This window comes from Myxococcus sp. MxC21-1 (assembly GCF_032612255.1).
In the GTDB taxonomy this organism is placed as follows: Bacteria; Myxococcota; Myxococcia; order Myxococcales; family Myxococcaceae; genus Myxococcus; species Myxococcus virescens.
On sequence record NZ_CP123278.1, the window covers coordinates 806,916 to 826,710 of the forward strand.

19 protein-coding genes are annotated in these 19,795 nt (G+C 67.9%); 6 read left to right on the forward strand and 13 right to left on the reverse strand.

The annotated features are described in order from the left end of the window. Positions 1 to 7: 7 nt before the first annotated feature. The 7 genes from QEG98_RS41620 to QEG98_RS03930 all read right to left on the reverse strand — a co-directional run bounded on the left by QEG98_RS41620 (position 8) and on the right by QEG98_RS03930 (position 6,001). Positions 8 to 238: a cittilin family RiPP precursor gene (locus QEG98_RS41620; protein WP_090485999.1), complete on the reverse strand. Its 231-nt coding sequence runs from the start codon at positions 236 to 238 to the stop codon at positions 8 to 10. Continuing rightward, positions 238 to 996: an ABC transporter ATP-binding protein gene (locus tag QEG98_RS03905; RefSeq protein ID WP_316565791.1), complete on the reverse strand. Its 759-nt coding sequence runs from the start codon at positions 994 to 996 to the stop codon at positions 238 to 240. Before QEG98_RS03905 ends, QEG98_RS41620 begins: the two co-directional genes overlap by 1 nt. Continuing rightward, on the reverse strand, positions 993 to 1,961 hold the full coding sequence (locus QEG98_RS03910) for an iron chelate uptake ABC transporter family permease subunit (RefSeq protein ID WP_316565792.1): 969 nt from the start codon (positions 1,959 to 1,961) through the stop codon (positions 993 to 995). Before QEG98_RS03910 ends, QEG98_RS03905 begins: the two co-directional genes overlap by 4 nt. Beyond that, entirely contained in the window at positions 1,951 to 2,913 is a 963-nt protein-coding gene (locus QEG98_RS03915; RefSeq protein ID WP_090485991.1) for an ABC transporter permease, read from the reverse strand. The genes QEG98_RS03910 and QEG98_RS03915 overlap by 11 nt, the downstream gene beginning before the upstream one ends. Before the next feature lie 12 nt (positions 2,914 to 2,925). Beyond that, on the reverse strand, positions 2,926 to 3,855 hold the full coding sequence (locus QEG98_RS03920; protein ID WP_316565793.1) for a siderophore ABC transporter substrate-binding protein: 930 nt from the start codon (positions 3,853 to 3,855) through the stop codon (positions 2,926 to 2,928). A 250-nt stretch (positions 3,856 to 4,105) separates the two neighbouring features. Further along, on the reverse strand, positions 4,106 to 5,524 hold the full coding sequence (locus QEG98_RS03925) for an NAD(P)/FAD-dependent oxidoreductase (RefSeq protein ID WP_316565794.1): 1,419 nt from the start codon (positions 5,522 to 5,524) through the stop codon (positions 4,106 to 4,108). 153 nt (positions 5,525 to 5,677) lie between these two features. Then, on the reverse strand, positions 5,678 to 6,001 hold the full coding sequence (locus QEG98_RS03930; RefSeq protein ID WP_316565795.1) for a hypothetical protein: 324 nt from the start codon (positions 5,999 to 6,001) through the stop codon (positions 5,678 to 5,680). 363 nt (positions 6,002 to 6,364) lie between these two features. Between QEG98_RS03930 and QEG98_RS03935 the strand changes: the two genes are divergently transcribed. The 4 genes from QEG98_RS03935 (at position 6,365) to QEG98_RS03950 (ending at position 11,440) form a co-directional block, all read left to right on the forward strand. Further along, entirely contained in the window at positions 6,365 to 7,846 is a 1,482-nt protein-coding gene (locus tag QEG98_RS03935; protein ID WP_316565796.1) for a hypothetical protein, read from the forward strand. A gap of 567 nt (positions 7,847 to 8,413) precedes the next feature. After that, positions 8,414 to 8,734, forward strand: a complete 321-nt coding sequence (locus tag QEG98_RS03940; protein ID WP_316565797.1) for a hypothetical protein — start codon at positions 8,414 to 8,416, stop codon at positions 8,732 to 8,734. 237 nt (positions 8,735 to 8,971) lie between these two features. After that, complete coding sequence (locus tag QEG98_RS03945; protein WP_225888511.1) at positions 8,972 to 9,244, forward strand: hypothetical protein; 273 nt, start codon at positions 8,972 to 8,974, stop codon at positions 9,242 to 9,244. A 141-nt stretch (positions 9,245 to 9,385) separates the two neighbouring features. After that, complete coding sequence (locus tag QEG98_RS03950; RefSeq protein ID WP_090485972.1) at positions 9,386 to 11,440, forward strand: B12-binding domain-containing radical SAM protein; 2,055 nt, start codon at positions 9,386 to 9,388, stop codon at positions 11,438 to 11,440. Between the two features lie 58 nt (positions 11,441 to 11,498). On the opposite strand, the gene QEG98_RS03955 is transcribed toward QEG98_RS03950, so the two are convergent. From QEG98_RS03955 to QEG98_RS03970, 4 genes are all read right to left on the reverse strand, one after another. Then, positions 11,499 to 13,208: an ADOP family duplicated permease gene (locus tag QEG98_RS03955; RefSeq protein ID WP_316565798.1), complete on the reverse strand. Its 1,710-nt coding sequence runs from the start codon at positions 13,206 to 13,208 to the stop codon at positions 11,499 to 11,501. 5 nt (positions 13,209 to 13,213) lie between these two features. Next, positions 13,214 to 13,945 carry an ABC transporter permease gene (locus QEG98_RS03960; RefSeq protein ID WP_316565799.1) on the reverse strand — a complete coding sequence of 244 codons (732 nt, stop codon included), beginning with the start codon at positions 13,943 to 13,945 and terminating at the stop codon, positions 13,214 to 13,216. 236 nt (positions 13,946 to 14,181) lie between these two features. After that, a complete protein-coding gene (locus QEG98_RS03965; protein ID WP_316565800.1) occupies positions 14,182 to 14,571 on the reverse strand; it encodes a hypothetical protein in 390 nt (129 codons plus the stop codon). Positions 14,572 to 14,722: 151 nt separating this feature from the next. Then, positions 14,723 to 15,646 carry an oxygenase MpaB family protein gene (locus tag QEG98_RS03970; RefSeq protein ID WP_090485961.1) on the reverse strand — a complete coding sequence of 308 codons (924 nt, stop codon included), beginning with the start codon at positions 15,644 to 15,646 and terminating at the stop codon, positions 14,723 to 14,725. Between the two features lie 167 nt (positions 15,647 to 15,813). On the opposite strand from QEG98_RS03970, the gene QEG98_RS03975 reads away from it, so the two are divergent. Continuing rightward, complete coding sequence (locus QEG98_RS03975; protein ID WP_316565801.1) at positions 15,814 to 16,764, forward strand: alpha/beta hydrolase; 951 nt, start codon at positions 15,814 to 15,816, stop codon at positions 16,762 to 16,764. Between the two features lie 134 nt (positions 16,765 to 16,898). Continuing rightward, a complete protein-coding gene (locus QEG98_RS03980; protein WP_316565802.1) occupies positions 16,899 to 17,462 on the forward strand; it encodes a hypothetical protein in 564 nt (187 codons plus the stop codon). A 121-nt stretch (positions 17,463 to 17,583) separates the two neighbouring features. On the opposite strand, the gene QEG98_RS03985 is transcribed toward QEG98_RS03980, so the two are convergent. Then, on the reverse strand, positions 17,584 to 18,657 hold the full coding sequence (locus tag QEG98_RS03985) for a hypothetical protein (protein WP_316565803.1): 1,074 nt from the start codon (positions 18,655 to 18,657) through the stop codon (positions 17,584 to 17,586). 621 nt (positions 18,658 to 19,278) lie between these two features. After that, positions 19,279 to 19,779: a hypothetical protein gene (locus QEG98_RS03990; RefSeq protein ID WP_090485950.1), complete on the reverse strand. Its 501-nt coding sequence runs from the start codon at positions 19,777 to 19,779 to the stop codon at positions 19,279 to 19,281. Between the last annotated feature and the right edge of the window lie 16 nt (positions 19,780 to 19,795).

Here is a 19,795-nt window from a genome sequence, read left to right on the forward strand (position 1 = left end):
CTTTTGACTAGTAATAGATATACGGGGCGGAGAGCTTGTCCGCGCGAGCAAACCGCATCAGCACAGCCAAAGAGTACAGGGCCTTCTTCATGGCGAACTCCTGGTTTGAGATGGTGGCGTCTTGCTGTCTGCTGACGTCATGGCCAGCGCGGTGAAATGTGGCACAGCCCGAGAAGGCAGTGCAAGTGTCTGTGATTAGTGGAAACCCCTTGCTTCCCAGGCTGGTGCGCCGCGCCATCACCGGTAGTGGGTGGCAATCCAGTCGCCCTCAATCTGCTGCACGGAGATGTCCAGCTCGTAGATGGCGCGCAGGACGTCGGGGCGCATGATGTCCTCCGGGCGGCCCTGGAACGCGACCTTGCCGTCGCGCATGGCGACGATGTGGTCGGAGTAGCAGGAGGCGAAGTTGATGTCGTGCAGCACCAGCACGAAGCTCTTGCCCAGCATGTCCGCGGCGTGCCGGAGCCGCTTCATCATGGACACCGCGTGTTTCAGGTCCAGGCCGTTGAGCGGCTCGTCCAGCAGTACGTGGTCCGTGTCCTGGCAGAGCACCATGGCCACGAAGGCGCGCTGACGCTGGCCGCCGGACATCTCATCCAGGAAGCGGTCGGCGAGCGCGCTCAGCCCCATGTGCTCGATGGCCCGCTCCACGTGTTCGCGGTCCTGCACGGTGGGGCGGCCCTTGGTGTGTGGATAGCGGCCGAAGGTCACCAACTCACGCACCGTCAGCCGGGCGGAGATGTGGTTGTCCTGCCGGAGGATGGCCAGCCGCTTCGCGAGCGTGTCCCCCGGCGTGGTGGTGACGTCCAGCCCGTCCACCCAAACGTTGCCCGACGACATGGGCATCACCCGGCTCATCATGGACAGCAGGGTCGACTTGCCCGCGCCGTTGGGGCCGATGATGGAGGTGATGCCGCCCACGGGCAGGCTCAGGGTGACGCCATCCACCACCAGCGTTTCACCGTAGCGCTTGCTGACGTTCTTCGCCTCGATCATCTCGTGGCCTTTCTCATGAGCATCGCGATGAACACCGCCCCACCGACGAACTCGATGATGACCCGGGGATTGGTGTCCAGGCGGAAGACGCGCTCCAGGATGAACTGCCCGGCGACCAGGGCGATGGCGGCGATGAGCGCGGCGGCGGGGAGGACGAACGCGTGCTGATACGTCCGCATCACCGCGTAGGCGATGTTGGCCACCAGCAACCCCAGGAACGTCACGGGCCCCACCAGCGCGGTGGACACGGCGACCAGGATGGCCACCAGCGCCAGCACCCATGACACCGTCCGCTGGTAGTCCACGCCCAGGTTGATGGCGGCCTCCCGGCCCAGCACCAGGACGTCACAGGCGCGCAGCAGCCGCAGGCCCAGCACGGAGACCCCCAGCGTCAGCACCGCGGAGAGCAGCAGCAGGTCGTGCTCCGGGTCGTTGAAGCTGGCGAAGAAGCGGTCCTGCAGGAAGATGAACTCGTTGGGTTCGATGACGCGCTGGACGAACGACGACAGGCTCCGGAACAGCACGCCCATCACCACGCCGCTGAGCAGCAGCAGGTGGACGTTGCCCCGGGCCCTGCCGAAGAGCCAGCCGTGCAGCATGGCGGAGAAGGCCACCATGATGATGACCTCCGCGCCGAACAGGAACCGGGGGTCCAGCCCCGCCACGGTGGTGGAGCCCAGGAAGAACACCAGGCACGTCTGGATGAGCACGTACAGGTAGTCGAACCCCATGATGGCGGGCGTCAGCACGCGGTTGCCCGTCACCGTCTGGAAGAGCACCGTGGAGACGGCGACGGCGTAGCCCACCAGCAGCGCGGTGGCGACCTTCTTCCCGCGGAAGGGCAGCACGAAGTCCCACGGGCCGCTCACGTCGACGAGCATGAACAGGGCCATGAAGGCCACGGCCACGCAGCCCAGCACGAGCAGGGGCCGCAGGGGGGTGACGGGCGGGGCGCTAGCCGGCACGGGCGCCTCGCTTCAGCAGGAGGTACAGGAAGAGCACGCTGCCGATGACGCCAGCGATGGTGCCTCCGGGAATCTCATACGGGTGGCGCACCACGCGGCCCACGATGTCGCAGAGCAGCACGAAGGCGGCGCCGCTCACCGCGACCCAGGGAATGGACCTGCGCGCGTTGTCGCCCATGACCATGCTGACCAGGTTGGGGACAATCAGGCCCAGGAACGGAATCATGCCCACCGTGACGACCACCATCGCGGTCACCAGGGCGACGATGAACAGCCCCAGCGCGACGATGCGCGGGTAGTTCAGCCCCAGGTTGGTGGTGAACGTCTCGCCCATGCCGGCCACGGTGAAGCGGTCCGCGGCGGTGTAGGCGGCGCAGGTGAGGCCCAGCGTCACCCACAGCAGCTCGTAACGGCCGCGAAGCACGGTGGAGAAGTCGCCGGTGGTCCACGCGTTGACCGTCTGAAGCAGGTCGTACCGGTAGGCGAAGAAGGTCGTCGCCGAATCGATGATGCCTCCCAGAATCAGGCCCACCACCGGGACGATGAGGGCCGAGCGCAGGGGCATGCGCCGCAGCACCAGCAGGAACAGCGCCGTCCCCGCGAGGGCGAAGACGGTGGCCACCATCATCTTCCCGAGCACCGGAAGGCCAGGCGCCAGCAGGGTGGCGGTCAGCAGGCCCAGGCTGGCGGACTCCGCGGTGCCCGCCGTCGTGGGCTCCACGAAGCGGTTGCGGGCAATCATCTGCATGATGAGGCCCGCGACGCCCAGGGACGTGCCCGCCAGCATGACGGCGAACAGGCGCGGCAGCCGGCTGATGACCAGCACCTGGAGGGCGCGCTCATCCGGCTCGGGAGCGAAGAGGGCGCGCCAGGACACGTCACTGGCGCCAATCAGGAGGCTGACCACCGCCAGCGTGACGAGGACGGCGGCGGCGGCGAACGCGCGCTTCACGGTGGGGAGGGACTACTGGGCCTGCGTGTAGGCGCTCGCGACCTGGTCGCGCAGCTGCTTGACGGACTGGATGCCGCCGCCGGTCAGGTAGGTGACGCCGGGGTCCAGGTAGACGACCTGGTTCTTCTGCCAGGCCGTCGTCTGCCGCACCAGTTCGTTGTCCAGCACCTGCCGGGCATTGCCTTCCTTCTGACCGGTGGCGGCGTCCCGGTCGATGACGAACAGCCAGTCGGGGTTCTTCTCCCGGATGAACTCCGCGCTGATGGACTCGCCGTGCAGCGAGGTGCGCAGGCCCTCGGCGGCCTCGGGCACGCCGAAGTCACCATGGATGACGCCAAAGCGCGAACCCGGGCCATAGGCGCTCATGCGCCCTCCGGTGACGAGCACGACCAGGCCCTTGCCCCGGGTCGCCGTCACCTGCTGGAGGTCCGCCACCGACTTGCGCAGGTCCTCAATCAGGCCGCGCGCCTTCTCCTCCTTGCCGAAGACGCTGGCCAGCATCTCCGTGTTGGCAATCACCGAGGCGATGAAGTCCTTGCCGCTCATCGGCACGTCGATGGTGGGCGCGATGCGGGAGAGGTTTGCATACTTCGCGCTGGAGCGGCCCCCGGTGATGATGAGGTCCGGCTTCGCGGCCTGGAGTGCCTCGTAGTCAGGCTCGAACAGGGTGCCCATGCGCGGGTACTTCGCGTCCCGGAACCGGGTCAGGTGCTGGGGGAACATGTCGCCCGCCACGCCGTGGACGTCCACCTCCAGGGCCTGGAGGATGTCCAGCGCCACCAGGTCGAACACCACCACCCGCCGCGGCTTCAACGGGACGACGGTGGTGCCTTGTCCGTGCGTCACCGTTCGGCCCTCCGGCGCGGCAGCCTCCGCGGCGGGAGCGGACGCGGCGGCGTCCGGGCGCTGGAACCTCACGCCCACCCACAGGACGGCCAGCACGACGACGACGGAAAGCAGGGCGAAGAGCGGAAGGGAACGCCTGTTGGATGGACTCACGGTGGTCGCTGGATAGAGTGATTTTGATTCTGCGAATCAGTTGCGCATCATAGATGCTTACGTCCGCACCGTCAAAGCCTGGGTGTTTCTTCTGAGGGGAGAGGAGGCTGGAGTTGCCCCCGTCAAGCTGGACAGCGCAGGGTGAGCGTTGGCGGAGCGGCTCGGCCGCCGCGTGCATTCGCGCGCCGGTCCGTCATGGAGATGAGGCGGGCAGGGCCGGGCGGATGTCTGTGTTCGCCCGCGCATGCAGGGGCATGAACAGCGCTCGGGCGCCGTCCGCGAGCACCGGCAGGGCCACTGAAGGCTGGAGGACGGCGCCCAGCCCTGCCTGGAGATGCAGGAGGCGGTTGAACTGCCGGTGCACGGCGGCGTCCCGGGAGCTGCGCTCCATCATCCGCCGGATGTACCAGTGCAGCACCCCCACGCCGGGCTTCCGCTGGCCGACGGCCTGCGGGTACTGCAGGTCGATGTTCGTGCCCATGAACCAGGGCAGGCGGATGGTGTCGGACAGGCGTTTGCGGAAGCGCTGGGCGAGTCCGTCGAGCGTCGTGGGGAAGCGCCTGGCCTGCTCTTCGATGCAGGCGTGGAGCAGCGCCGCGCCCTGGGCCGCCACCGACATGCCCTGGCCGAAGACGGGGTTGAAGGCACACACGGCGTCACCGACGATGACCCAGTTCTCCGGGAAGCGCGCGAGGCGTTCATAGTGCCGCCAGCGGCTCTCCTTCACCTTGTGCAGGGTGAGCGGTCCCAACGGCCGGGCCTCCCGCAGGCAGGCGTACAGGTCTGGCTGGGGCAGTGAGCGGGCGAACGCGAGGAAGCCTTCGTCGTCCGTGGGCGCGTGCTCACCGAAGTACCCATTGAGGGTGACAATCCAGCGGTCCTGCTCCACGCGGGAGATGAAGCCCGCGCGCCAGTTCACCGGCGGACACGGGTACTGCATGAGCACCTTCCAGTCCTCCTGGAGGTGCGCGGGAGGTTCGTAGAGGCGGGTGGTGTACGCGAGGTCCACCCGCACCTGTTCCTCTTCGGGACGTGCATGGCCCAGGGCCTCCAGCCACTGGGGTGCACGCGAGCCCCGGCCCGTGGCATCCACCACCAGCGCGGCCTCCAGCGGTTCCTCCACGCCGGCCTTCTTCAACCGCACGCCGGTGACGCGCTGGTGGGAGGCGTCCGTGAGCAGCCCTTCGACCGAGACGCCGCCGTGAAACTCGACGTTGGGCAGCGCCAGCACCCGGCGCAGCACGTGCCATTCCAGGAAGGGACGCGTACACACCAGCAGGGGGAGGCCCTGGGGGACGCGCGACTTCCAGACGCCGAAGTGGTGCCACGCGACGTCCCGGCTCGAATCGATGAGCGCGGCTCCCTGGGTCTGGAGGTCCTGGAGGAGGCCGGGGAAGAAGCGCTCCAGGAGGCGGTGACCCGCGTCCAGCATCACGTGGACGTGCGTGCCCTGGGGAACACCCTTGCGCGCCGCGTGCGCGCCGGGGAGCGAGTCCCGCTCCAGGATGATGACTTTCTCGAAGTGGTCCGCGAGCGCGCGGGCGCTCAGCAGCCCCGCCATGCTGCCGCCCATGACCACGGCGCTTCCAAAGCGATGTCCAGGCTCGTCCACGTTTCAGGCCCCCTGCGTTCCATCCGACGTGCCCGCTTCGGGAGAAGGCAAAGCCTTCTCTCGAAGCCAGTCGCCATCAGTGGGGACATTCCATGGCGTGGGTCTGACGTGTGCCGTTGGAATGCGCACGCGCTGCCCAGGCTGGACGTCGACTCAAAGCAGTTCGCAGCCGGGGATGCAGTAACGCACGTTGATGAGCGTGCGCGTGCCCGTGATGTTGGACTGACATGCCGCGTACTGGGTGGCGGGCTGGCCGTTCTGACGCGTGTTTCCGCACTTCGCCGTACAGGCCTGCACGTTCTCGAGCCAGTAGATGAGGTCTCCATTGGGGCAGTGCGGCGGGTAGCCCAGGCCCTGCTCGACGCTGACAGGGGCCTCACCCTCGGGGACGTCCAGGTCGGCCTCTCCGCCACCGCAGGCGATGAGCGACAAGGAGAGACACGCGGTCAGCGAGGCGATGAGACGGGAGGCTTTCATGGCTCGGCTCCTTCCAGGAGTGGACTCCAGGGATGATGCATCAACCACGTCATTCGCTGAAAGCACGTGCCGAGTGCTGCCGCGGAGGACAACCGCACCAGCACTTCCCATGGGGAGAACGGATGCTGCGGCCCGGTCCGTCGCAGCCGCATCGGATGTCGAAGGAGGTTCCCAACAGCAGTCGAGATTCATCGCGTCAGCGCCTGAAGAACCGGGCGAAGGGCGTCTCCATCGACCCGAGCGCGTTGCCTTGGCCAGACGCCTTGTCGGATTTCCTGAAGCGGCCGGCCCTCCAGGGCAATGGGCGTTCGCCACCTTGCTTCCCACCGTCCCCCGGTTTCGGGCCGGAGAGGCGTGGTGCACATGCGCGTTGGAAGCTGGTGTGTTCTCGCGGGGCTGGGGATGCTGGGCTGTGGTGGTGTCGAGGAGGACGTGAGCGCCGCCACCGGGGACGCGCGGGTCCAGGCACATGCCTGTGCTCCCGGGGGCACCGTCTACAAGGTGAAGGACATCCTGCCTCCGGGCGCGCCGCTCCCGTCCCCGAACGTGCCGGTGCCCGACTCACTGACGAATGTGCAGGGCACGCTCTACTTCGGGTCGGACCTCTACGGAGACCGCGCCACCCTGTGGCGCAGTGATGGGACCTCCGTGGGCACCGTGCCCGTGAAGGAGTTCATCGCGCCGGGACCGGGCTACCAGGGACTGAGCGGGTTCACGCCGGTGGGCGCCCGCCTCTTCTTCATGGTGAATGCGTCGCCATTTGGAAGGGAGTTGTGGGTCAGTGATGGGACGGGAGCGGGCACGCGGCTCGTCAGGGACCTCGAGCCGGGGACCGCCAGTTCCTCGCTGTCCTACCTGGGACAGGCAGGGGACGTGCTGACCTTCTTCCGGAACCCCTCCGCGGGGGCCGGGGTGTCGCTGTGGCGCTCCGATGGGACGGAGGCGGGGACGTTCCAGCTCATGGCCTACGGACCGGACCAGGAGGTGTCGTCACGCTCGCTGGAGGTGGCGGGGGCGCGCTTGTTCACCATGAGCAGCACGGGGGCGGGCACCTGGCTGTGGCGGACGGATGGAACGGCCGCGGGAACCATGCGGGTCAAGCGTCTGGACGCGGAGCGGATCTATCTCTCCGGCTGGGCGCGCACCGAGACGGGCGTGGGTGTCTTCACCTTCTGGGACTCGGGGGCCATCACCGAGGTCTGGAAGACGGACGGGACTCCGGGCGGCACCGTGCGCCTGGAGTCCTTCGGTGGCGATGTCCGGCTGCTGGGGGCCCTGGGTGGGCACGTCTATCTGTCGTCCGTGGCCGGGGGAGGGACAGCCTTGAGGGTGTCGAGGGTGTCGCTCGCGGGCGGTGGCAAGGAGACGGTGACCACGTTGCCCAATCGCTACGCGGGTCAGCCCGGCGCGTGGCCCTTCGCGCAGATGGCGGTGCGCGCGGGCGGGAAGCTCTATCTGTCCGTGGGCATCGGCACGCCTGGGCCCGCGCCTCGCGAGGTGAGCCTCTGGGTGACGGATGGCACGGCGGCCGGGACGCGGGAGCTCAGCCGGGGCCTGTCGACGTCCGATGAGTGGGCCTCGCCGCTCTTCGACACCGGCGCCGGGACGCTGCTCTTCAGCTCGAACGAGGGCGGCACGGGCCTGGAGCCCTGGGTGACGGACGGCACGCCCGAGCGGACAGGTCTCGTCGCGGACCTCAGTCCCCTGGGCGGCTCCTCGCCCGAGGCCTTCACCCGCGTGGGCGGCACCGTGTTCTTCCGCGCCTACTCCAACACCTGGGGTGACGCGCTGTGGGCCATGCCGACCAACGTGGCATGCCCCACCCAGGAGCGCCTCGCGCGCTGACGCGCCGTGACTGCGTGAGGCGGTGGATGGCGGCGTGCGTCCGAGTCTGCCTGGAGCAAGGCTCGACGCACGCGGTCGTCGCCGGTGTCGGGAAAGTCCCAGTTGTGACATGAAATGTAACAACCCGGCATCCAGACATCCGTGATGGGACTGGCTCTTGCCAGGAAATACGGGAGGATCCAAACGAGAGTCCTGTCGTTGCGCGCCTCGTCGTGTTGGTGCGAAATGGCTGCATTCACAGATGGGCCGTCGTGATTTGACCATGAGTCATGGTTGGATTATCTCTTCGTGCGCTGCTTCATGTCGCAGCCATGAAGCCTGTCGTCCATGCCGATGGTCTGAAAAGGCAGGGCCTCGCTGAGCCGTGCGACAGGCCCAGGTCCGGAGCCGCTCCTCTCGTCGTCCCGCAGTCCACCTCCACAAGGAAGGTCGCCTGTGAACAGTCCCATCCTGATTCTGGGTTTGCTCGTGGCCAGCGCAGGCCCGAGTCATGCCGCGAACTCCTCGCGTGAAAGGGTGGCCACGGTGAACTCCGCCAGCACCCGTGCCTCAACGGACCGCGTCTCCATGCAGGCGAATGGTGCGAGCCTGGTGGTCGAGCTCAAGACGGTGCGTGACCTCAGCGCGGTGGTCGTGACCGAGTCTTCTCCGGTGGCGTTCTGGCCCTTCCAGAAGAACGACGTCATCGTGCGCATCAACACGCAGCAGATTTCCCGCCCATCGGACATCCTCTTCGTCTGGCGCACCGGAGCGCCCTCGTCCTTCGAGTTCGAGGTCCTCCGTGGCGGCACGCGTATGGTGTTCACTGGCACGGCGGCGGAGTTCCCGGGGCTGGCCCTACCTCCCACGCCGGAGCCGCCCCCGCCGCCTCCGCCTCCGACGCCTTGAGTCCCCGGCGTTGCCCGTCTCCAATTCGTCGCGAGGCCCCGGTACGCCGGAGGCCCGCGTTCGCCGTTTCAGGTGTCTGATAAAGTCATTCAGTCATGGTGGCGGCGGGGTGTTTGTTTTTGCCGGGGCGCGTCTTGATATGTCGTGAGAGGGTCATGGACAATCAAGACGCCCGGACAGGTGATGCGTGAAGACCTGAACGGGTCGCAGACAAAAACAACACCCCCGGAGGTACGCATGGACGACTCGAAGAAGGGTTCTCGTCGTACGATTCGCGCACTCGCCTCACCGGCTGCCCTGACGGTGCTCTTCGGAGCCTTCGCCAGCAACGCCGCGACCCTGAAGCCCGTGGTGAATGACACCATTGGCGTCAGCAACGTCAGCTTCCCGACGACCGAGGTCCAGCAGCAGCAGCAGCAGCAACAGCAGCAGGTCGTGAAGCCTGGCACCATGGCCAGCGGCAAGCCGGTGATGCTCCAGTCGCTCGTCGCGGACCTGGGCCTCGCATAGCTCCACCGAAGTCTGTTGTCAGCGCTGCCTTCCTGTTGGGAGGCAGCGCTTCTTCGGGGGCATTCAATTCATGGGAGCGCTCCCGGCGCGCGATGACGCACAGCCTTGTCGGTTCAGCCCAGCACATGGAGGTTCTGGCCCATGGAAACGCCCTTGACGCAGCGGCCCGGTGACACCCCCCAGGAGGCCCGCGACAGCTCGCGACCGGACCTTCATCTCGTCTTTCCTCCGCAGTGGTCTCCGCTCCAGCCCTTCCTGAGCACCCCGTCGCTCAAGGCCTACCTGGAGCAGAAGGGCCACCGCGTCCACCAGGACGACTGGAACGTCGTCTTCTATCGCTGGTTCATCAGCCGGGCGCGCCTGCCCCTGGCGCGGGCGCGGCTGGAGCGCTTCATCGCGGCGCTGACGGATGAGCACCGCCTCTACCGCGCCCGGTGCCTGCAGGCGCTGGCGACGCTGGAGGAGTATGAGCAGCTCATCGTCCAGGTGGAGGGGCTGCGCACCGGCGATACCTACGGCACGGTGGAGCGCTTCAAGGACAGCGTGGACGCGCTCAAGGCGCTGCTCGCGGCGTTCTCCGCGGCGGAGCCCGTCATCGAGGTGGGGACGACGTCACTCCAGGACGGCGACGTCCTGGGCTCCATTCCGTCACTGCTCGCCTTCATCGACAACCGCAACGCCAACCCCTTCATCGCGTTCTTCGAGGAGCAGGTCGCGGGCGTCAAGCAGCTGCCTCGCTACTTCGGCGTGTCCATCATCGGCACCGAGCAGATTGTCGCGGGACTCACGCTCTGCCGTGTGCTGAAGCAGCGTCATCCGGACGTCCCGGTGCTGGTGGGGGGCAGCGTGTTCTCCCGCCTGGTGGAGAAGGAAAGCACGTGGGTCACCCAGCTGTTTGGCAGGTGCTTCGACTTCATCTGCCGGTACGAGGGCGAGCGTCCGTTGGACCGCTTTCTGTCCGTGGAAGACCCACGGGGAGACCGCCCGCCCAACTTCGCCTTCATGGAGGGTGAGAACCTGGTGCTGACGCCGCTGGGGGACTCACTGCCGATGAGCGAGGTCCCCACGCCGGATTTCGGGGGGCTGCCGCTGGATGAGTACCTGTCCCCCGAGATTGTCCTGCCGCTGCTGACGACGCGCGGCTGCTACTGGGGGAAGTGCGCGTTCTGCTACCACGGCATGATTTACGGCGACCGCTACCGCATGCGCGCGCCCGAGATGATTGCCAAGGACCTGGAGGTGCTCAACGCGCGCCATGGCGTCCGGCACTTCGCGTTCAACGACGAGGCGCTGCCGCCCAAGCTCTTTCGCATGTTGCCGCCCGCCGTCCCCAAGGGGCGCTACTTCTTCACCGCGCTCTACAAGTTCGAGAAGTACTTCACGCGGGAGGACTTCCAGAACATGCACGACATCGGCTTCCGCTCGCTCTACATCGGGCTGGAGACGGCGTCCGAGCGCGTGCAGCGCCACATGCGCAAGAACAACACGCAGAAGGTGATGGTGGACAATCTCCAGTTCGCGCACGACGCGGGCATCTGGAGCCATACCTTCAACTTCTTCGGCTTCCCCACGGAGACGGAGGCCGAAGCGGAGGAGACCGTCCAGTTCCTGCTGGGGCATTCGGACATCCTGCACTCGGAGGGAACGGGGACCTTCGTCTTCGAGCACAACGCGCCCATCCACCTGTCGCCCGAGCAGTTCGGCGTGAAGACCTTCAAGCCGCGCACGGACACCGTGCTGGACCTCTTCTATGAATACGAGCCCGCCACGGGGCTGGACGCGGCTGGCGCGCAGGCCATGCTGGAGCGCTACAACCGCCTCAAGCGCGAGCGGAAGGTCTACCAGCACGGGCACTGGGTGGACCGGGAGCACCTGCTGCTGCTGCTCAGCCGCTACGGGCGGGACGCACTGAAGAAGGCCTTCGCCGAGGTCGAGGATTCGGACCGGGGCTATTCCGCGGCGGAGCTGCTGCGGGGCTATGAATTCGACACGCCCGAGGGCAAGCGTCACTTCGTGGTGAACCGGCGGTTGCGCCGGGTGTGCATCACCAACGAGGACGCGGTGCGCATCGTCGGGTGGCTCCAGTTCGGCGCCAAGGTGGAGGACCTGCTCACCGCCTATCCCGCGCTGTCGGCCGCGCTGGACCCGGTGCCCGAGGACGTGGAGGAGCTGACAGCGCTGCGCGAAGCGTCCTGATGCCAGGCGTCCGTGTCCCTCGCTCCTGGAGGCCCCGGGCGCGAGGGACAGCGCCCCGTCATCGCTTCTGGATGGCGATGATGGGGTCCACGCGGGAGGCGCGGCGCGCGGGCAGCCAGGTGGCCAGCAGCGCCACGCCGCCCAGCAACAGGGCGAACACGCCGAAGGTCAGTGGGTCCGTCCCGCTGACGCCGTACAGCAGGCTTTCCATGTAGCGGGACAGTCCGAAGGCGGCGACGAGCCCCACGCCGATTCCCAAGCCCGCCATCTTCATGCCCTGGTCCATGACCAGCCGCACCACCCGGCCCGGAGGCGCCCCAAGCGCCATGCGGATGCCAATCTCCTGGGTGCGTTGCGAGACGAGGTAGGAGATGACGCCGTAGAGGCCCGCGGTGGCCAGCACCAACGCGATGAGCGCGAACGAGCCCAGGAGCGTGAGGCTCAGGCGCCGTCCCGCCACGGACTGCTGGATGATCTCCTCCATGGTCATGATGTTGTAGAGCGGCTGCTCGGAGTCCACGGCGCGCACCGCGCCGCGCAGCGTGGCCGCCACGCCAGCGGGCGCCGTGCGTGTCTTGAGCACCAGCGTCACCGCTTGGAAGTACCAGAGCGTGGAGCGCGGATGGTTGTAGGGGAGGTGGACCTCGGGGAGGGGCTGCTGGTCCAGGCCCGCCTGCCGCACGTCTCCCACCACGCCGATGATTTCCACGGGCTGGCCCCCGATGAGCAGCCGGCGTCCCACGGCCTCGCTTCCCGCGAAGTGCCGGCGGGCGAGGGCCTGGTTGACGATGACGACCTGCTCGGCGCCGCGGCCGTCGTCCTCGGTGAAGTCGCGGCCGGCCAGCAACGGTATCCCCAGCGACTTGAACAGGTCCGGGCTGGTCGTCCTGAACTCCGCGAACAGCGTCTTGCCCGGCTCCGCCGGCAGCTCTCCCTCTACTGCGTAGTCCCCGCTGGTCCACGCCGTCTGGATGGGCAGCAGGGAGATGAGCGCCGCGGACTCCACGCCCGGGAGCGTCCGGGCCTTCTCCAGGATGGGCTGGAAGAGGCGCTCGACGACCTCCTCCCGGGGGTACTGGTTCGGGGTGATGGGCAGGTGGGCGGTGAGGACGTGGCGTGGCTCCAGCCCGGGCTCGGTGCTTAGCAACTTCAGAAAGCCTCGCAGCAGCAGCCCCGCTCCCACGAGCAGCACCAACGACAGGGCCACCTCCGTCACGACGAGCGCGCCGCGAAAGGAGCGGTGCGCGCGCGACGGAGACTGCTTGGCCCCTGGCTCGGCGAGGCTGGCGCGCAGCGGCGTGCGCGTGGCCTGGAGCGCCGGTGTCAGGCCGAAGGTGAGCGCGCTTCCCACGGATATCAGCAGGAGGAAGCCGAGGACCCGCCCGTTGAGGGGAAGGTCCCCGGTGAGTGGGAAGGACGCCCGGACCAGGTTGCCCATGGCGTTCACACCCCAGGCGCCCAGGAGTACGCCCAGCAGCGCGCCCAGCAGCGACAGCAGCAGGCTCTCCACCAGGAGCTGCCGCACGATGTGTCCCCGGCTCGCGCCCAGTGCGAAGCGGACGGCAATCTCCTGCTGCCGCGTGGAGGTCCGGGCGAGCAGCAGGTTGGCCACGTTGGCGCATGCGATGAGCAGCACCAGCAGCACCGCGCCCTGCAGGAGCAGCAGCGTGGGCCGCACGTTGCCAGTCACCGTCTCCGACAGGGACACCGCCGCGGCGCTTCGCCCGGCTTGCTGCGCGGGGTGCTCTTCCTCGATGCGGCGCGCCACTTCCTTCAGCTCCGCGGCGAGCGTCTGGGGCGGGACCCCGGGCGCAGCCGCCCGAGGACACTCAGGAAGTGCGAGCCCCGGTTGTCCACCCGGTCCGCGGAGGGGACGAAGGGGATGAAGACCTCCATCCGGGCCCCCGCGGGAAAGCCCACCGCCGTGGGCAGGATGCCCACCACGGTGTGCGGCTGTCCGTCCAGCGTCAGCGTGCGCCCGACGAGGCCCGGGTCGGCTCCGAAGCGGCGCTGCCACAGGCCCTCGCCGATGACGACGACGGGCGCGGCCCCGGGCTGGTCATCTCCGGGCGCGAAGCCGGGGCCCAGCTTGGGCGGCGTGCCCAGGAGCTGGAAGAGGTTGGCCGTGGCCGCCACCACGTTCACCCGCTCCGCGCCCTCGGGCGTCATCAGGTTGCGGCCCTGGAACTCGTAGGCGGCCACGCCTTCCAGCGAGGGGAGCTGGGTGGACCAGTCCTGGTAATTGGGCCACGACACCGAGCCCCGCCACGTCGGGTCCCGCGCCGGTGTCGTCTCGAAGAGGCGAACGAGCTGCCCTGGCTCGTGGTAGGGCAGCGGGCGGAGCAGCACCGCATCCACCACGCTGAAGATGGCCGCGTTGGCGCCAATCCCAAATGCCAGACACAGCACGGCCACCAGCGTGAAGACCGGGTCCTTCCGGAGCATCCGCATCGCGAACTTGAAGTCGCTCGCGATGTCCCCCACTCCGTCGGCGATACGGGCCATGTCCACCTCGCGCGGGTAAGCCTAGCAAAAACAGCTCACCCGGCAATGAACCCAGGCCCGGAGGTGACGGGCGCGTCCCGCGCAATCAACCCTTCGTTCTTCAGTGCCTCCCAGAAGGCGTCTGGAATCGCGACCGTCATGGACTGCACGTTCGCCTTCACCTGTTCGGGCGTGCGCGCTCCAGGAATGACGGACGAGACGACAGAAGGCGCGGCGGCGAACTGGAGCGCGTCACCTCAGTGGGGAGCGATGCCCTGCTTCTCGCTGGGCGTCTCCGTGTAGATGGACTTGAACAGCGAGGCCAGTCCATTGACGGTGGAGCCGAAGGCCTCCACGCCCGCCTGTTTGTAGTTGCCCTTCTTGGCGCTTTCGAAGGCGTCCCGGCCGAAGTTCAGGGCCTCGCGCTGGTGGGCGTTGACCTCGCTGCGCTCCCCCGTCTCCACCTTCTTCACGTTGTCGATGACGCTGGCCTGGGAGCGCGAAGAGATGCCGATGTTGTGCCGGTCGAGAATCTGGTTCACGCCGCCGACCGCGTGGGCGTAGTCGCTCTGCTTGCCCTGCGTGGTCTGGTCGATCTGCTGCCGCATCGGATTCTGGAACGTGTGGTTTTGCTTGACCTTGAACATGGCGTTTCCCCCGTGGGCCTTCGCGGCCCCGCGATGTGTTTCTTGAAATGATTGTCGGGGTATGTGGGCGAAAGTTTCCTGTGTGCGCCTTTTCTCCCACGAAGCCGCCGGTCTGTGCCCGGATGGCATACAGCGTGAGGCGCCGGGTGCTTCAGGGGCCGCCCTTGGGCGGCGCGCGCTGAGGCGAGCCCTCCGCGGCGGCGCCATGCTTCACGGGACACGTCCTGGGGAAGGTTCCCAAGGATTCGACGGCGTAGCCATTCGGGTAGCTGCGGATGTTCGCGCGCTGCCGGGCGTAGGCGGGCTCCTTCTTTGGAGACAGCGCGTAGCGGACGAACGTGCCGCGCGCCTTGAGCGCCAGACGGAACACCTTTCGGCTGAGGCCAGACGGGTGGGGGTAGTGGAACGCGTCCAGCAGGGCGTCCTCCATCAGCGTGCGTGCGAAGAGGGTGACCAGCCGCTTGGGCGCGAGGTTTGTCGGCGGGAAGGTGGTGAGCAGCTCCAGGGTGGCGTCCGCGACGGCCTTGCTGCGCGCGTCAAAGGCGAAGTGTTTGGCTTCGTATCCGTCCATGAGCGAGGTGAAGGCCTCGTAGGTCTCCGGGATGTCCTGGATGCCCATGTGGCGGCCGACGGCGCGGTAGTAGTTCGTCCATCCCGTCACTTCATGCGGCGTGAACGGCCGCCATCCGAAGTCCGCAATCCAGCGCACGGGCGTCACCACGAAGGTGGAGAGCACGTAGCGCATGTCATCGTTGGAGATGTCATAGGCGCCGTGCATCTGGTTCATGCGCCGGAAGGCGCTCCGGCCTTCCTGGCTGGCCATGCCGTGCTCCAGGATGGTGTCCAGGATGAGCACGGTGTCGTCGTAGCGCTTCTGGGTGCGCTGGGTGAACTCGCCCGTGTCGTGCAGGAGGACGCCGATGCTGGGCACCGCGTAGGTGCGGAACAGCGCGAAGCTGAGCGCCTGTTCGACGTCCCAGGGGAACTCCCGGGTGGCGAGGATGCGGACGATGTCCTCGTGTTGGGTCTGGGCGTCGAGGCGGTCCGTGAGGTCGCGCAGCGCGAAGCGGTTCATCCATCGCTCCTCTGTGAATGCGAACGCGGAGTCTAGCCCAGACAGGGCCTGCCGCGCCCGCTGGCGCCGCGTCGGGGCCTCGCCCGCATGGTTGCTGACGCTCGCGCCCGGGTTGGCACCTTTCCGGCGGCGTCCGTCCTCGGGCGCCGGACCAAGGAGCAGCGCGCATGAACCTGGACCCTTCCACGCAGAAGTTCGTCTCGGACCTGGCGGCCTCGAACAGCCCGCCGCTGTATACCCTGACGCCAGAGCAGGCACGGGAAGTCCTCCTCGAGGCGCAGTCGATTCCAGTGCCCATGCCAGACGCGGACGTGGAGGAGCGCAAGCTGCCCGTGGGGCCCAGGGGCTCCGTCCGGACGCTGCTCTTCCGGCCGAAGGGGAGCAAGGAGCGCCTGCCGGTGGTGGTGTTCGTCCACGGCGCGGGCTGGGTGATGGGAGATGCCAGGACGCACGAGCGGCTGGTGCGGGAGCTGGTCAAGGGGGCGAATGTCGCCGCGGTGTTCGTGGACTATGGCCGCTCGCCTGAGAACAAGTTCCCCGTGGCCATCGAAGAGACCTATGCCGCGACGAAGTACGTGGCGGAGCATCCGGACGAATTCAACGTGGATGCCCGCCGCATGGCGCTGGTGGGAGACAGCGTCGGAGGGAACATGGCGACCGTCGTCAGCATGCTCGCGAAGGAGCGCGGGGGCCCGTCCATCCGCTTCCAGGTGCTCTTCTATCCCGTCACCGACGCCAACTTCGACAACGGCTCCTACCAGGAGTTCGCGGAGGGGCCGTGGCTGACGCGCAAGGCGATGAAGTGGTTCTGGGATGCCTACCTGCCGGAGGCCGGCAAGCGCGTGGACCCGCATGTGTCCCCGCTGCGGGCGTCACTGGACCAGCTCAAGGGCTTGCCCCCCGCGCTGGTCATCACCGACGAGAACGACGTGCTGCGTGACGAGGGCGAAGCCTACGCGGCGAAGCTCTCCGAGGCGGGCGTCAACGTCACCCAGGTCCGCTTCCTGGGGACGCATCACGACTTCGTCATGCTCAACGCGCTGGCGCAGACGCCGGCGGCGCGAGGCGCCATCGCGCTGACCACCACCAAGCTGCGCGAGTGGCTGCACGCGAACTGAGCCCGCCTTTCATTTTCTGAGAGCCAGCCGAGGAGACTGGCGAGCGCATGACGAGCGCCGGCTCTCCAAGGCAATGGCTGCATGCCGGCTGCCTCTCAATCTTGGCGCCTCCCCCCGCTGCATTGGAGGTCGCCATGAAGCGTCTGTCTCTCAAGTCCTCATTCGCTGTTGCCAGTTGCGTGAGTGGTATTGCCGCGCTGGCGTTCACGGTCGCTCCCGCGGCGGCGTTCGCGCAGGTTCCCCCGCCCGAGTTCACCCTGGTCGAGTGCATGCAAGGAAACCAGAGCCAGAACTACACGCCGGCCATCTCGCTCTTCGCCCGTCTGGTGGACGTGACGGGCTCGGGGCAGTTCTCGTCCTGTCTGGACGCGACGGCCCCCGGGATTGCCTTTGGTTCGTTCACCATCACCGGGAATGGCGTGGCGAGCTGTCTGATGGCGAGCGTGCCCACCCAGAACACCGTGACCTGGAATGACGGCTCCCAGAGCGTCATCGAATTCCTCGGTGGAGCGGATGTGCGGCCGGTGGGGATGACGATGGTGACGGTGCTGGGCCGGGTCTCCAGCGGCCGGTATGAGAATGCGCTCGCCATCAAGACGATGGACGTGTTGTCCGTGCCCGGGGTGACCCAGTGCATCCTCGGCGGCGTGAGCTCCGCCACGGCGAACGTCTCGCTGACCCTGCTGCGGCTGTTCTAATCGCTGTCTGCGTATTTGATTCGCTGGGGCCCGCGGGGCCCCAGGTCCTCAATGTGGACAGCAGGGCCGTGCTGCTCACGTGCTGAAGGCGTGGGCTCCGCGCCGGCTCCTTCTCAGGGCCTCAGTCGCAGGAGGAATCCATCCCGCGGGCGAGGGTAGGGCGTGCCTTCTGGAAGCGAGCGCGCCAACGCGCCCGCCGCCACCGTGTGGCCGCTCGAATCCACCGCCACCGTGCGCGCCAGGGTGGGGCTTGGACTGGTGAAGCTGCGCACCCAGAGCGAAGCGCCGTCCTCCGGGTGGAACCGGGCCACGTAGAGGCCCGCGGGCACGCCGCCGCCGCCCAAATCCAGCCCGCCATCATGCGAGCCCCCAGGGTGAGCTGCCCGGCATCATCCGTGGCCAGCGCGGTGGCGGTGGCCGCGAAGGAGCGCGCCCAGCGTTCCTTGCCATGGGTATCAAAGACAGTCACGAAGCCCTGATAGCCGTTGGAGGTGTGAGGCTTCCCCCGGAAGTAGAAGCGCCCGGAGAAGTTCCCTCCGACGAAGACGCGGTCGGGGCCTACCGCCAGGGCATTGGCGGTGCCCTCGGTGCCACGCAAGTCCCGGCTCCAGGCGTGCTCGCCGTCCGAAGACAGCTTCAGCACGAAAGGCGTGCGCTGCCGCACCGTGACGAGCGCCGGCCCGCCAAAGCAGACGGAACCCGCATAGGCCCCCGCGACGTGCACGCCGCCAAAGACATCCACCGCCACGGCCCGGGCCGTCACCAGGCCTTCGCTCCCCGCGGCCCAGGTGCGGCTCCAGCGCGTCCGGCCGCTGGCGTCCAGGCTCACCGCGAAGGCGGAGCGCTGGCCCTGAGGGGATTCCCTCACGCCGTCGCCGAAGTCGCGTTGGCCCTGGAAGTCTCCCACCAGCACCACGCCGCCAGTGCCGTCCGGCGCGAGCGCATTGACGGTGAGCGCACCCGTGCCGTCGAAGTTCCGCACGCGCTCCAGCGCGCCCTGGGGCGACAGCCGGGCCAGGAAGGCTCCGGGCGGGATTTTCACCGCGCCCTGCGCGAAGCCTGCGGACACGCCGCCCAGCCACGCGTTGCCTTCGCCATCCACGGTGAGCCCGCCCACGTGCGCGCGCGCGGTGTCTGTCTCCGGTGTCAGCCCATGCGCCCAGCGCAGGGTGCCTTCCGAAGAGAAGCGCGCCACCAGCAGGTGAGGCGCTCTTGATACGTGGTTGAAGGGCAGGGAGCCTCCCCAAGGTCCAGAGGCTCACGGTAGGTCGCCGCGACGAGGACGTCCCCGTCGGGAGCCACCACGGCATGTGGCGCTTCGCTGTCCCCCAGAACCAGCGGACGCGTCCACGCCAGGACCCCTCGCCCTCACCTGCAGCCGACCCCGCCACCTCCAAGCCCGGGGCGCGGGCTGCCGCGTGCGCCCTCTCCCCGCACCCCACGAGGAGAAGCCCGAACGCCAGCACCCCGATTGCCCATCGCCGCCGCCCCACCATCCCCGCCCCGGTCTCTCCCCCAACCCCAGCCCCGACAACCCCCTGCCCCTCAACCGGAGAACCTCTTGTGCAAGGGCATTGCCAGACGCCGTGATGGGGCGGCTCCCCTCTGGAGACGGGCGGAACATTGCCCTCGGGGCAGAGGCGGGTGTCGGCGCGCTGAAAAAACTCCCTGTCCGGCAGGGAACGTCGGGGGAAAAACGACGGACTGCCTGGCCTTGGGGGTAGGTGTGTGCCGGGTGCACCAACGCAAACGCCCGCCAGGTGGCCTGAGGGCCGCCGGCGGGCGCTGAGGTGCTTCCACCTGCTTCAGGGGTGAATCAGAGCACCTTGACCTGAATCTCCTTCAGCACCTGGTCCCCGCGCAGCACCGACACCGTCCAGGCGCCAGGCTTGTTCAGCCGCAGGCCCGTCCACTGCCGCGCGCGCCAGCCCTCGCCCTTGATCTTCACGTCCTTCGTCTCACGGACGACGGTGCCCTGCTTCGACTGCACCATGATGTCCTCGACGGAGTCGCCCTGCGGCACCAGGTAGGCCTGCCACAGCATCACGCTGGTGCCGGCCTTGATGCCTTCCGGGCCGACTTCCGCGATGCACTCGTACTTGTTGGGGCCTTCCTTGGCGACCTCGGTGCAGACCTTGGCCTCCACCAGCACGGGGCCCTGGCCCTGGCCCTTGTAGAAGTAGTTCCAGGTGTCACGCACCGCGTCCGCGTCCGGCGCCTTCACCTGCGCGGCGGCGGGCTCCGCGTCCTGCGCCATGGCCACCGGCGACATTCCCAGCACCGCGCACAGCAGGCCCCGCGTCAGCATCTTCGCCATCTCAAGTCCCCTCGCT

Coding starts and splice junctions, on each gene's coding strand:
- QEG98_RS03935 (WP_316565796.1), top strand. CDS start 6,365: ATGCGCGTTGGAAGCTGGTGTGTTCTCGCGGGGCTGGGGATGCTGGGC.
- QEG98_RS03905 (WP_316565791.1), bottom strand. CDS start 996: ATGATCGAGGCGAAGAACGTCAGCAAGCGCTACGGTGAAACGCTGGTG.
- QEG98_RS03960 (WP_316565799.1), bottom strand. CDS start 13,945: ATGGCCCGTATCGCCGACGGAGTGGGGGACATCGCGAGCGACTTCAAG.
- QEG98_RS03965 (WP_316565800.1), bottom strand. CDS start 14,571: ATGTTCAAGGTCAAGCAAAACCACACGTTCCAGAATCCGATGCGGCAG.
- QEG98_RS03940 (WP_316565797.1), top strand. CDS start 8,414: ATGCAGGCGAATGGTGCGAGCCTGGTGGTCGAGCTCAAGACGGTGCGT.
- QEG98_RS03945 (WP_225888511.1), top strand. CDS start 8,972: ATGGACGACTCGAAGAAGGGTTCTCGTCGTACGATTCGCGCACTCGCC.
- QEG98_RS03970 (WP_090485961.1), bottom strand. CDS start 15,646: ATGAACCGCTTCGCGCTGCGCGACCTCACGGACCGCCTCGACGCCCAG.
- QEG98_RS41620 (WP_090485999.1), bottom strand. CDS start 238: ATGGCGCGGCGCACCAGCCTGGGAAGCAAGGGGTTTCCACTAATCACA.
- QEG98_RS03950 (WP_090485972.1), top strand. CDS start 9,386: ATGGAAACGCCCTTGACGCAGCGGCCCGGTGACACCCCCCAGGAGGCC.
- QEG98_RS03975 (WP_316565801.1), top strand. CDS start 15,814: ATGAACCTGGACCCTTCCACGCAGAAGTTCGTCTCGGACCTGGCGGCC.
- QEG98_RS03930 (WP_316565795.1), bottom strand. CDS start 6,001: ATGAAAGCCTCCCGTCTCATCGCCTCGCTGACCGCGTGTCTCTCCTTG.
- QEG98_RS03980 (WP_316565802.1), top strand. CDS start 16,899: ATGAAGCGTCTGTCTCTCAAGTCCTCATTCGCTGTTGCCAGTTGCGTG.
- QEG98_RS03990 (WP_090485950.1), bottom strand. CDS start 19,779: ATGGCGAAGATGCTGACGCGGGGCCTGCTGTGCGCGGTGCTGGGAATG.